Raw genomic sequence first — 13,554 nt, 5'->3', positions numbered from 1 at the left:
TTCTACCGCCCACAGTTTGGCCTCTATGATGCCGCTCATCAATACAAATTGAATGACAAAAATGGCAATGGAGAGCCAAGTTTCCAAGGATGTTCACTTCTTTATTTTACTAATAATTATGAAGATAAGAAGTGAACCGCAATGAGAGGAAAAAAGTCGTGCTTGAAGCCTACCGTAAACACGTCGAAGAACGTGCTGCCGAGGGAGTTGTTCCAAGACCACTAGATGCTGAGCAAGTCGCTGGCCTAGTTGAACTTCTAAAGAACCCACCTCAAGGTGAAGAAGAATACCTTCTTGACCTACTAGAAAACCGAATTCCACCAGGTGTAGATGAAGCTGCTTACGTTAAAGCGGGCTTCCTAACGGCTATCACTAAAGGTGAAGTTGAATCTCCACTAGTAAGCAAAGCAAAAGCTGCGGAACTACTTGGCACAATGCAAGGTGGTTACAACATCGAATCTCTAGTTTCTTTGCTGGATGATGCAGGGCTTGCTCCTATCGCTGTTAAAGCGCTTTCTCATACTCTACTGATGTTTGACGCATTCTACGATGTAGAAGAAAAAGCAAAAGCAGGTAATGCTTCAGCACAACAAGTGCTTCAATCTTGGGCTGATGCTGAGTGGTTTACAGCTAAAGACAAAGTAGCGGAAAAAATTACCGTTAAAGTATTTAAAGTCACTGGTGAAACGAACACCGATGACTTATCTCCAGCGCCAGATGCATGGTCACGTCCTGATATCCCAGTACACGCAAAAGCGATGCTGAAGATGGAACGTGATGGTATTACTCCTGATGAGCAGGGTAACGTTGGTCCAATTACTCAAATTGAAGAAATGCAAAAAGACGGCATTCCACTGGCTTACGTTGGTGATGTTGTTGGTACTGGTTCTTCACGTAAATCAGCGACAAACTCAGTACTTTGGTTCATGGGTGAAGATATCCCATTCGTACCGAACAAGCGTACTGGCGGTGTTTGTCTTGGTGGTAAAATTGCTCCGATCTTCTACAACACAATGGAAGACTCAGGCGCACTACCAATTGAGCTGAACGTACAAGACATGAACATGGGTGATGTGATTGATATCTATCCTTATGAAGGTGTTGTTCGTAAAGACGGTGCAGATATCTCAAGCTTTGAGCTAGGCAAAGTACTTCTAGATGAAGTACGTGCTGGTGGTCGTATTCCACTGATCATTGGTCGTGGCTTAACGGGCCGTGCTCGTGATGCTCTAGGCCTAGCTGAAACCGATCTGTTTGCTAAACCAATCGATCCTTCTGCTTCTGATAAAGGCTACACGTTAGCTCAGAAGATGGTAGGTAAAGCGTGTGGTGTTGAAGGTGTGCGTGCGGGTCAGTACTGCGAACCTAAAATGACAACAGTAGGCTCTCAAGATACTACGGGTCCTATGACACGTGATGAGCTGAAAGATCTAGCTTGTCTTGGTTTCTCTGCGGATCTTGTGATGCAGTCTTTCTGTCACACATCTGCATACCCGAAACCAGTTGATGTAAACACTCACCATACACTGCCTGATTTCATCATGAACCGTGCGGGTGTTTCACTTCGTCCGGGTGATGGTGTTATCCACTCATGGCTAAACCGTATGCTTCTGCCTGATACTGTTGGTACAGGTGGTGACTCACATACTCGTTTCCCTCTAGGTATCTCGTTCCCTGCAGGTTCTGGCTTAGTAGCATTTGCTGCAGCAACAGGTGTTATGCCTCTTGATATGCCAGAATCAATCTTGGTTCGCTTTAAAGGCGAAATGCAGCCGGGTATCACGCTACGTGACCTTGTACATGCAATTCCTCTTTACGGTATCAAGCAAGGCCTACTGACTGTTGAAAAAGCCGGTAAGATCAATGAATTCTCTGGTCGTGTACTAGAAATTGAAGGTGTTGACCACCTGTCTGTTGAGCAAGCATTTGAACTTTCAGATGCATCTGCGGAGCGTTCTGCTGCTGGTTGTACTGTTAAGCTTTCTCAAGAGTCTATCGAAGAGTACCTGAACTCGAACGTCGTTATGCTTAAGTGGATGATTGCTGAAGGTTACGGTGATGTTCGTACTATTGAGCGTCGTATTACGGCAATGGAAGAGTGGCTAGCGAACCCTGAGTTGCTTTCTGCTGATTCAGATGCTGAATACGCTCATGTTATCGAGATTGACCTTGCTGACATCGATCAGCCAATCCTATGTGCACCAAACGATCCAGATGATGCTCGTCTTCTTTCTGACGTTCAAGGCACTGAGATTCAAGAAGTGTTTATCGGTTCTTGTATGACCAACATCGGTCACTTCCGCGCTGCAGGTAAGATGTTAGAAGAGTTTAACGGCTCACTAAATACTCGCCTATGGGTTGCTCCGCCAACGAAGATGGATAAAGACCAACTGACAGAAGAAGGCTACTACGGCATCTTCGGTCGTGCTGGGGTTCGTATTGAAACTCCGGGTTGTTCATTATGCATGGGTAACCAAGCTCGTGTTGCTGATGCTTCGACGGTTATGTCGACGTCTACTCGTAACTTCCCGAACCGTTTGGGTAATGGTGCGAACGTTTATCTAGCTTCTGCTGAGCTTTCTGCTGTTGGTGCGATTCTTGGTCGTATCCCAACTAAAGAAGAGTACTTAGCGTACGCTGAGAAGATTAATGCAACCGCTGCAGATACATACCGTTACCTGAATTTCCATAAAATGGGTCAGTACACGGAAAAAGCAGACACTGTTATCTTCCAAGAGCCTGCGTAAGCGGTTAATGGATTGCGATAAAGTGCCTACTGCGCTGCAGTAAAGCACTCGCTGCTAATACAACGCCTTCTCTTTGTGAGAGGGCGTTTTTGTTTATGCGCGTTGCTGGTGGTTTGTTCTTGGTGATTTGTTCTTGGTGGTTTAGTGCAGCATTAAACACACTCGATCTCTCGTAGACTTAGCTATATACTCTCGCCTCATTTTTGCTACTACCTATTTATTGAACCTTCTTTTTATTAGAACTTTGGAGCCTTATGGAATTCGAATTTACTAGAAACACTCTAATGGGTGAATACTATGTGAAATGCAGCATGGGCCATGAGATTGTTGGCCGCTGGCTTCAAGAAGAGATCGGGAAAGATAAGCAGAAACTGGATCATGTGATGGCGTTGATTGAACAATCTCGACAGGATCTGAGTAATGAAGTGACGCTGCTTGGCAAAGAGATCAGCCTTGCTATCAATGAAGATGACGTAACGATTCAGGAAAACGTGTTAGCGCATGAGCAAGAGATGGAAGAGGGCAGTGAATTCGACTTCTATAACTGTGAAAGCCAAGCAAGCTGTGGAATCGATGATTTCGAGCGACTTATCGAACGCTGGATGGACTTTCTAGGCTATTAAGGTCTAACTTTCTACTCGCTAGTTAGCCCCTATTCTTGAGTCATTTAGAGCTTTGAAGGCTTGGTTGCCCAAAACTGGAGCAACAATAGCGCAACGCATTAAGATAGTGAAAAGGCCGCACCATATTGGTGCGGCCTTTTTCGTTTTTATGACCTTACCATTTACATATTATTTAAAATCAATAACTTAACATTTTGGCACGCTACTTGGATTGTAATAAGAGAATTAACGGATTAAGTGAAGAATTTAAGGAACGAATATGAAATTAATAAATGCCATTGTTAAGCCATTCAAATTAGACGATGTACGCGAAGCGCTCTCTGATGTGGGTATTGAAGGTATGACAGTTTCTGAAGTGAAAGGTTTTGGTCGTCAGAAGGGACACACTGAATTGTATCGTGGTGCGGAGTACCAAGTGGATTTCCTACCAAAAGTGAAGCTAGAGATTGCTACCCAAGCTGAAAACGTTGACCGAGTTGTTGAAGCGATTAGCCAAGCAGCACATACCGGAAAAATCGGTGATGGCAAAATTTTTGTGTATGACCTAAGCCAAGCCGTACGTATTCGTACTGGTGAAATGGATGCTGAAGCACTTTAAAGAATTACAAGGACTGGAGACTTTAATATGGAACTTACGACAACAGTAATGGAACTACGTTACGCACTAGACACTTTTTTCTTCCTCATTTCAGGTGCGTTGGTCATGTGGATGGCAGCAGGCTTCGCAATGCTTGAAGCTGGCCTAGTTCGTTCAAAGAACACCACAGAAATTTTAACTAAGAACATTTGTTTATACGCTATTGCTTGTACGACTTTCTTAGTGGTTGGCTACAACATTATGTACGTAGATAACGGTGAAGGTGGTTGGTTACCTTCATTTGGTACTTTAATCGGTACTCAAGGTGAAGGCGCAGACCATTCACTAGAATCTGACTTCTTTTTCCAAGTTGTGTTCGTTGCAACGGCAATGTCGGTCGTTTCGGGCGCAGTGGCTGAGCGTATGAAGCTTTGGTCATTCCTTATCTTCTCTGTGGTTCTAACTGCGTTTATTTACCCAATGGAAGGTTACTGGACTTGGGGTGGTGGCTTCCTATCAGAAGCAGGCTTCAGTGACTTCGCAGGTTCAGGTATCGTGCATATGGCTGGTGCTTCGGCTGCGCTTGCTGGCGTATTGTTACTCGGTGCTCGTCGAGGTAAATACGGTAAAAATGGTGAAATCTACCCAATCCCTGGTTCAAATATGCCGTTAGCAACGTTAGGTACATTCATCTTATGGTTTGGTTGGTTCGGCTTCAACGGCGGTTCTCAGCTAATGGTTTCAGATTTTGAAAACGCGACAGCGGTTGGTCAGATCTTCCTTAACACCAACGCAGCAGCAGCAGCAGGCGCAATCGCAGCATTACTAGTATGTAAAACAACTTGGGGTAAAGCAGACTTAACAATGATTCTTAACGGTGCGTTAGCTGGCCTAGTAGCAATCACTGCAGACCCTCTATCACCATCACCTTTATTTTCTGTAGCGATTGGTTCGGTATCTGGTGCCTTGGTTGTATTCAGCATCATTGCTCTAGATAAAGTGAAGATTGATGATCCAGTGGGTGCTATCTCAGTTCACGGTGTATGTGGCTTCTTCGGTCTAATGGCTGTGCCTCTAAGCAACGCGGATGCAACGTTTGGTGCTCAACTATTGGGTGCAGCAGTAATCTTTGCATGGGTATTCGGAGCTAGCCTAGCGGTATGGGCAGTGCTTAAAGCAACAATTGGTATCCGTGTAACCGAAGATGAAGAATTAGAAGGCATGGACATGCATGATTGTGGTGTTGGCGCTTACCCTGAATTTGTATCAGTAAAGTAATCAAAGAATAAAGCTTAATGTAGATAAAGAGTAAGCTAGTTTAAGAAACCCCATAACCATTGGTTATGGGGTTTCTTGTTATTTATGTCTAAGCAACAATGATCTCTCAAGAGAGAGTGAGCGAGTATTTTGGATAGGAGATGATATGAATATCCTCTGAAATACATTGTTACAAAAGTGCGAGCTTGATGGTGCTGAGCAGACGAATTTTTTGTCGGACATCATTGTAATTATGTTACTGATGAATATAATAACGCAACTGATATAGATTATCATTTCGATATAAAGGATTTTACAATGAAAAAACTGCTAACACTTTCAGCTCTAGCGTGTAGTGTGATTGCCCCGACAGCAATGGCTGCGGAAGAAGTGAACGTATACTCTTACCGTCAACCTTTCCTAGTTGAGCCTATGTTCAAGGAATTCACGAAAGAGACTGGCATTAAAGTAAACGTTAAGTTTGCTAAAAAAGGTTTAGCAGAGAAGTTAGCTCAAGAGGGTGAGTATAGCCCAGCTGACGTTGTATTAACTGTCGATATCAGTCGTTTATCTGAACTCACTAAACAAGGTCTAGTTCAATCTGTTGAAAGTGATGTACTTGAAAAGAACATCCCTGCTCAGTACCAAGATACTGCTAACGAGTGGTTTGCTCTAACAACTCGTACACGTAGCGTTTATTCTTCACGTGACCGTGTTGGTCGTCTAGGTGAAGAGTTCACTTACGAAGATCTAACTAAGCCTGAATTTAAAGGCAAAATCTGTACTCGTAGCGGTAAGCACCCATACAATGTTTCTCTAGTATCTTCGATGATCGCTCACAAAGGTGAAGCTGAAACGAAAGAGTGGCTAGAAGGCGTAAAAGCAAACCTAGCACGTAAGCCTCAAGGTAACGACCGCGCACAAGTTAAAGCGATTAAAGAAGGTCTATGTGATGTTGCTCTTGGCAACAGCTACTACCTAGGTAAGATGGTTAACGATAAAGAGCAAAAAGCTTGGGCTGATGCTGTTTACATTAACTTCCCTAACCAAGAGACAACAGGTACTCACGTGAATATCTCTGGTATGGCAATGGCTAAATACTCTCCAAACGAAGAGAATGCCGTTAAGCTAATGGAATTCCTATCTGGTAACACAGCGCAAAGCATGTACGCAGAAGTAAACTACGAATACCCAGTGAAAGCAGACGTTAAACCTTCTGAGCTTGTTGCTTCATGGGGTGAATTCAAAGCTGATACAATTTCTCTAGACCAGATCGCTGACCACCACGCAGCAGCAATCAAGTTATTAGATGAAGTTAAGTTCGATCTTTAATTTATTACTGTAGGCTTCGGCCCAAGTAAAATGACAACCTCAAGTCGCCATTTTCGGTCACTTGGGGTTGTTTGTTTTTGGAAAATCACTTTTTGATACAAAGCTCGTCGTTGATCCCTTGAGTTATTAGCATCTCACCTTGAAGTCGTTACAGTATATGGGTATAAATAACCCCACCATTAAAAGGATATGAGATGTATTTGCAAATGCATTTGTGTTTCATTAAGCCTCGTTGTAGTTAGGCGATGAAAGAAAAGAATTATTTATGGAACACCAGTAGCGGCATTATTGCAGTATTGCTGGTTTTACCGATCTTAGCGATTTTTACGACGGCTGTTGGAGAAACAGATGAGCTATTTTCTCATCTGATGTCCACAGTGATGCCCACCTATGCTTACAATACGGTGGTTTTAGTCATAGGAACCATGTTCCTGTCTTTAGTTTTTGGTATTCCGTCTGCTTGGATTATGGCCATGTGCCGTGTGCCGGGTGAGCGTGTTTTACAGTGGGCACTGGTACTGCCATTAGCTATGCCAGGCTATATTGTCGGGTATATCTTTACCGATTGGTTCGACTTTGCAGGCCCTGTTCAAGTGCTACTGCGAGATCTGACTGGGTGGGGACCCGGTGAGTATTGGTTCCCGGATATTAGAACCTTATCGGGTGCCATTATTGTTCTGTCCCTCGTTCTTTACCCGTATGTTTACTTGTTGTGCCGCGCGGCCTTTATGGAGCAAAACGTCTCCTTATTGCAATCCGCTCGGTTGCTAAAATGTTCACCTTGGGAAAGCTTTCGTCGTATTTCTTTACCGCTTGTTCGTCCTTCTATGGCGGTAGGTCTATCGCTTGTCGCAATGGAAACCATCGGTGACTTTGGTACCGTGAGTTACTTTGCAGTCAACACCTTAACGACAGCGGTTTACGATACCTGGTTAGGTTACTCAAGTTTAACGGCTGCAGCGAAAATATCGGCAATTATGCTGGTTATCGTGATCCTACTGTTGAGTTCAGAGCGCTATAGCCGTCGTAAACAGAAACTGTTCCAGAATCAATTCAGCAGTCGTGAAGACTTTCGCTACGACTTGTCCGGTTGGAAAAAATGGTTGGCACTGTTCTGGTGTTGGGGATTAGTGTGCGTTGCATTCTTGTTTCCTCTCGGTCAGTTGATGATCTATGCCTACAAATACTTTGCGCAAAGCTGGACGCCTGAATTCAGAGAGTATGCGGTTAACAGCCTTTATGTGTCAGTAGTCGCGGCGATTATTGGCGTTATCATTGCGATGATTGTGAATTTTAATCAACGTGTTAGCCCAAGTAAGAAAAATCAGGCTTACATGCGTATTGCTTCGATGGGCTATGCCGTTCCAGGCACCGTGTTAGCGATTGGCGTGATGGTACCCGTGTTGTTTATGGATCACTTGGTCAATGACATCGCTAAAGTGATGGAGTGGGGACGACCTGGTTTGATCTTCTCTGGTTCCATGTTTGCGCTTATCTTTGCAATGGTCGTGCGTTTTTCGGCAGTGGCGATCGGCAGTATCGAAAGTAGCTTGAGTAAAGTATCTCCTTCATTGGATATGGCTTCTAAAACCATGGGTTGTAATACCAACCAGATGTTACGTCGTGTTCATTTACCTTTGATTAAACGCGGCGCGTTGATCGCAGGTTTACTGGTGTTTATCGAATCAATGAAAGAGCTAAATGCGGCATTGCTGTTACGTCCTTTCAACTTCGAAACATTGGCGACCTATGTTTATAACTATGCCTCAGATGAGCACCTAGAGTTGGCGGCAATGCCTGCTGTATTATTGGTGTTGGTGGGTTTAATTCCTCTGATCATCGTCAACCGTTCTTTGGAGCAGAAACACTAATGAGTTGTGCATTATCAATTAAAGATCTGACTTGTAAATATGAGTCGCAAACCATCTTGGAATCGCTCTCGTTAGAAGTTGAGCATGGTGAAATTGTTTGTCTTCTTGGTGCCAGTGGCTGCGGAAAAACGACTTTGCTTAAGGCGGTTGCAGGGCTGCTTCCATTAAGTAGCGGAATCATGAGCTTGAACTGTCAAACCATTGATGATGGTGATAATTGGTTGCCACCAGAGCAACGAAACATCGGTATGATTTTCCAAGATTACGCCCTGTTTCCGCACCTGACGGTAAAGCAGAATGTCGGTTTTGGCCTTAAAGATCTCTCTGATCAGCAAAAGAAAGAGAAAGTCCAAGAGATGTTGGAGCTGGTTCATTTAGATGAATTCGGTGACCGATACCCACATCAACTTTCTGGTGGTCAACAGCAGCGCGTAGCGATTGCTCGTTCTTTAGCATACAAGCCAGATTTATTATTATTGGATGAACCTTTCTCAAATATCGATACTCAGGTTCGCCATGAGTTGATCTCTCAGATTCGTAAAATATTTAAGAAGCAGGGTGTGACGGCTATTTTTGTGACTCACAGTCGTGAAGAGGCGTTCGCGTTTGCAGATAAGATGGCAGTAATGAACCATGGTGTGATTGAACAGTATGGTTCGGCATCGGAGCTTTATTTCCACCCTTCGAGTAAGTTTGTTGCAGACTTTTTGGGCGGCGGCAGTTACCTCAATGCACAGCGTATTTCAGAGCTGGAGTTTGAAACCAGCTTGGGTGTGGTTGAAGCTAAACCACAAACGGAGATTGAATTCGGCAGTGCGTGTGAGCTTCTTTTAAGACCACAGCATATTCAAGCTAGTTATGAACAAGACAGTGCTATTTCAGTACTAGAACAGCAATTTATGGGCGACCACTGTCGTTATGTTATTGAAGCACACGGTCAAAAGTTATTGGCAACCTCGTCAGAAGCGCTTGAAGTTGGTATGCCGGTCAACGTAAAAGTGGATACCAAAGGCGTATTGGCTTTCTAATTAGGTACAACTTATAGTACCGATAATTCGTGATGAACCATAAAAAAGCCCAGCACTTTAATCGAAAGTACTGGGCAAGAGTTCTTCATCTATAGGGGTTAACAAGGCAGTGATTTGTTAAGTCCCATACAAGACTGCTGCGCTCTATAAGCCTATAGAGAGAGGAAGTCTTTCACTTTTTGAAGAACATGTTCTGCAGTGTCTTTATCTTCCATTTCAGCGAAGATTCGTAACAATGGCTCAGTTCCTGAGAAACGAGCAATCACCCAGCCGCCATTCTTGAAGTACACCTTGGCGCCATCTTCATAGCTGACTTTTTCAATTTCGTATTCAAATTCAGGCAGTTGTTTTTCGACGTAGATCTTGGTGTAGAGCGCTTCCTTCTCTGAAGGTTTAAACTTGCAATCGCCTTCTGCCGTATACGCGTAGCCATACTTAGAGTAGATTTCATCAAGCAGCTCAGAGAGTTTCTTACCTGTCACACTGATCATCTCAACCAGTAAGCTCGATGCGAACACGCCATCCTTACCTTTGATGTGACCTCGAATGGTTAAACCGCCAGAGCTTTCACCGCCAATTAGTGAATCATCGGCTTCCATTTGAGAGCTGATATGCTTAAAGCCTACAGGAACCTCAAAGCTCTTCTCACCATGATCAGCTGCCACTTTATCTAACAGGTGTGTGGTGGCGATGTTGCGTACGACAGAGCCTTTCCAGCCTTTGTATTCCAATAAATAGTAGTAAAGAAGCAGTAACACTTCGTTAGGGTGAATGAAGTGACCTTTCTCATCGATGATGCCTAAACGGTCGGCATCGCCATCGGTACCAATCCCAATGTCATAGCCTTCTGCTGCTACCAAATGCTTCAAGCGGTAGAGCGTAGCGGCATTAGGAGATGGCATGAGACCACCGAAATCTGGGTTCTTACCATCGTTGATCACGTCGACATCACAGCGAGCGCTGATTAACACGGTTTGCAGTGCGTTTTTTGCCACACCAAACATCGGGTCAATCAGTACTTTTAGGTTGGCTTTCTTAATCGATTCGATATCAATAGCGTTAATGATCGAGTCAACAAAGGCGTTCATCGGATTGATGATTTCAATTTCTTTGTCATTCAATGCTTGTTCAAAATCGACTCTGACGACATCTTCACTGGTTAGGATCGAAATCTGTTGTTCGATCTTTTCTGTGATGATCTCATCAGCATCACGGCCACCTTCAATGAAGATCTTTATACCGTTATAGTCCGCTGGGTTGTGAGAAGCGGTAATACAGGCTGAGTAGACACATCCCATCTCTTTCGCTTGGAACATCACGATAGGAGTAGGTACGAACTTGTCGATAAAGCTCACTTTGATGTTGTTGGCTGCCAATACTTCAGCAAACCAGCACGCGGCTTTATCTGAAAGGAAGCGGCGGTCATAGCCGATAACGAAGCCGTTTTTCGCTGCATCTTCATTATTGATGATGTTAGAGAGTGCTTGTGCCACTAAGCGGACGTTTTCTCTAGTGAATTCTTCACCAATAAACGCGCGCCAGCCGCCAGTACCAAATTTAATCATTAGAAAATCCTTTTAGTCTCACTATCTCAAGCCAGTAAAGACTTGAGATGGGAGCTGTTCATCAAATTAAGTGATTAGCCGAGTACAACGATAACTTCGTTCACGCTGCCTTCTGCTTGTACTGGAATTGCACCTTCAACCTGTTCACCGTTGATAGTGATAGAGGCAACGCCCTTACTTACTGCATTCGGGTTTTGAACGGTGATGTTGTAAGTCGCACCGCGCCATTGACGAGTTACCTCGAATTCTGGCCAATCCGTTGGGATACAAGGATCGACGGTTAAGCCTTCAAAGCCTGTGCGAACACCAAGAATGAAGTTGGTTACCGCAAAGTAAGCCCAACCAGAGGTGCCCGTTAACCAAGGGTGGTTTGCACGACCATGGTCTTGATGATCTTTACCCATGATGAACTGCACGTACGAGTATGGTTCTGCGTAACGCGTTTCAATCATGTCGTTTTGGTTGTACGGGTTAAGTGCGTCGTAGAATTTCATCGCACGGTCACCGCGACCTAACTTAGCTTCGGCTACCCAAGCCCATGGGTTCGGGTGAGAGAAGATAGCGCCGTTCTCTTTAACGCCTTGGTAAACGCGAGTCACAAAGCCGATATCGTCGTTTGGTGTTGCGAATGAAGGAGAGTTTAGATGTAGGCCGTATTCAGAGAACAGGTTCTCATCGACAGCGTCCATCGCTTTCTCACCGCGTTCTTGAGATACCGCGCCAGATAGAACCGCTAGCGTGTTTGACTCAAGGTGAACTCGACCTTCAGTCTGTTGTGCTGTACCGATTTTGTCGCCATTTTTAGTCAGACCACGGATGTACCAGCCACCCTCGTCATCCCAAAGGTGTGTTTCACAAGCTTCGCGAACGTTCGCTGCCATTTCAGTGTATTTAGTAACGTCAGCATCGTTATTACGGAACTTAGCTAGGTCTAAGAATTCTTGTAGAGCCCAGAAGTGTAGGAATGAAACCATTGAAGATTCACCACCACCTAGGTTCAAACAGTCATTCCAGTCTGCACGAAGACCTTTACAGATACCGGTTTGACCTACGTATTCTGCAGAGAAGTTCAGTGCGGCTTTCATGTGTTCGTAAACGCTTGCTTCGCCGCCATCTGCGTACGGAATTACTTCATCAAAGAAGTCGTGTTCTCCGGTTTCCATCACGTATTTGATGATGGTTGGCACGATCCATAGATGATCATCAGAACAAGTATCGTCAATGCCGTGGATCTTGTCGTCATCTGATGGTGTTGGAACAACCGTTGGTGATTTTGAAGGTTCAACGTCGGCTTTCTCTGGATCGAACCAGTCAGGATCGAACAAGTGTAGCCCGTAGCCCGCTTTCACTTGGCCACGAAGCAGATCGATAATACGTTTTTTGGTCATTTGTGGGTTGGCATGAGGCACTGAGATGGCATCTTGCGCAGTATCACGGTAGCCAAGGCCAGTACGACCACCGACTTCAATGAATGATGCAAAGCGCGACCAAACCACACAGGTTTCCGCTTGGTATAGCGTCCACGTGTTGATCATTGTGTCTAAGCCTTCGTTTGGCGACTTAACTTGGAATTTATTGCAACGCTCGTCCCAATGGTCTTTGATTCCTTGGAAAGCCGCATCTATGTTAGCGGTATCTTGGTACTTCTCGCGTAGGCGTTCACCGTTGCCTTTACCGATACCTAATACATACGCAAAGCGAACCTCTTCACCCGGTTGAATCGTAAATTGCTTGTGCAGAGAACCACAATGGTTGTAACAGGTTTGAGCGCTGTTAGAACACTTGCCATTTTCAACCGCAATTGGGTTTGCTTCGTCACGGTACATGCCAAGGAAGTTGTCACGTTGGCCGTCGTAGCTGTCTGGCGAGAAGGTAGATGCTAGGTAGTAGAAGCCTTCAAAGTCGTTGGTGTTGTAGTACAAGTCGTATTCCAGAACACCTTCTTGGTAAGACGTACCCGCAGAGTACAGGGACATCTGATGGTTCTGGTTATCTGATTGAATATGACTGAAAGAGAACTCAACAAATGAGAAAGTGCTGATCGTTCTTGGCTTGTCAGTGTTGTTCTTCAGCACGACATCCCAAACTTCCGCATCTTCACCTTTAGGAACGAATAGCGTTTTAGTTGCCGTAATACCGCTGTATTCACACTTGAATTTTGAGTATGACAGGCCGTGACGAACTTCGTAGTTCGCTTCATCTAGGCTTTTTGCTACTGGCTGCCAAGAGATAGACCAGTAATCACCTGTCTCATCATCACGCAGATAAACATAGTGTCCTGGACGGTCGAATGTACCGTTTGGACGGAACTTAGTAACACGGTTGTATTCCGGAGAATTGTAGAACGAGTAACCGCCCGCATTGTGCGAAATCACGGTACAAAACTTTTCAGTACCTAGGTAGTTGGTCCATGGTGCTGGTACATCAGGGCGAGTGATGACGTATTCGCGATTGTCGTTATCGAAATAGCCGTATTTCATTGTCATTTCCTTTTTAACAAACTGCATCTATGCAGCTAATTTTTAAATAGTGATGCTGAGTCTTATCTGACTGA

The 13,554-nt window shown here is 44.6% G+C and carries 9 protein-coding genes; 7 read left to right on the top strand and 2 right to left on the bottom strand.

Features of this window, described 5'->3' with window-relative positions; translation table 11 throughout:
* Positions 1–158: 158 nt before the first annotated feature.
* The 7 genes from acnB (at position 159) to AC3CID_RS12865 (ending at position 9,435) form a co-directional block, all read left to right on the top strand.
* On the top strand, positions 159–2,747 hold the full coding sequence (gene acnB / locus AC3CID_RS12895) for a bifunctional aconitate hydratase 2/2-methylisocitrate dehydratase (RefSeq protein WP_488526651.1): 2,589 nt from the start codon (positions 159–161) through the stop codon (positions 2,745–2,747).
* Between the two features lie 254 nt (positions 2,748–3,001).
* Complete coding sequence (locus tag AC3CID_RS12890; protein WP_017088701.1) at positions 3,002–3,370, top strand: YacL family protein; 369 nt, start codon at positions 3,002–3,004, stop codon at positions 3,368–3,370.
* Between the two features lie 259 nt (positions 3,371–3,629).
* Positions 3,630–3,968 carry a P-II family nitrogen regulator gene (gene glnK / locus AC3CID_RS12885; protein ID WP_004738200.1) on the top strand — a complete coding sequence of 113 codons (339 nt, stop codon included), beginning with the start codon at positions 3,630–3,632 and terminating at the stop codon, positions 3,966–3,968.
* Positions 3,969–3,995: 27 nt separating this feature from the next.
* On the top strand, positions 3,996–5,225 hold the full coding sequence (locus AC3CID_RS12880) for an ammonium transporter (RefSeq protein ID WP_017088370.1): 1,230 nt from the start codon (positions 3,996–3,998) through the stop codon (positions 5,223–5,225).
* Positions 5,226–5,522: 297 nt separating this feature from the next.
* The gene (locus AC3CID_RS12875; protein ID WP_017084266.1) at positions 5,523–6,536 is read left to right on the top strand and encodes a Fe(3+) ABC transporter substrate-binding protein; all 1,014 of its coding nucleotides are present in this window, start codon (positions 5,523–5,525) and stop codon (positions 6,534–6,536) included.
* Positions 6,537–6,781: 245 nt separating this feature from the next.
* Positions 6,782–8,407, top strand: coding sequence for an ABC transporter permease (locus AC3CID_RS12870; RefSeq protein ID WP_017084265.1), 1,626 nt, complete (start codon positions 6,782–6,784; stop codon positions 8,405–8,407).
* The gene (locus AC3CID_RS12865) at positions 8,407–9,435 is read left to right on the top strand and encodes an ABC transporter ATP-binding protein (protein ID WP_488526650.1); all 1,029 of its coding nucleotides are present in this window, start codon (positions 8,407–8,409) and stop codon (positions 9,433–9,435) included. The genes AC3CID_RS12870 and AC3CID_RS12865 overlap by 1 nt, the downstream gene beginning before the upstream one ends.
* Before the next feature lie 152 nt (positions 9,436–9,587).
* Here AC3CID_RS12865 and AC3CID_RS12860 read toward each other — a convergent pair whose 3' ends face one another.
* Positions 9,588–11,000 (bottom strand): phosphoglucomutase/phosphomannomutase family protein, encoded by a 1,413-nt coding sequence (locus AC3CID_RS12860; protein ID WP_488526649.1) that lies wholly within the window; start codon positions 10,998–11,000, stop codon positions 9,588–9,590.
* 74 nt (positions 11,001–11,074) lie between these two features.
* Complete coding sequence (locus AC3CID_RS12855; protein ID WP_146454927.1) at positions 11,075–13,480, bottom strand: glycoside hydrolase family 94 protein; 2,406 nt, start codon at positions 13,478–13,480, stop codon at positions 11,075–11,077.
* Positions 13,481–13,554 lie beyond the last annotated feature (74 nt).

This window comes from Vibrio sp. QJM3NY_21 (assembly GCF_057785975.1).
The sequence above is the reverse complement of the archived record's forward strand: the minus strand, read 5'-3'. Positions and strand labels throughout refer to the sequence as shown.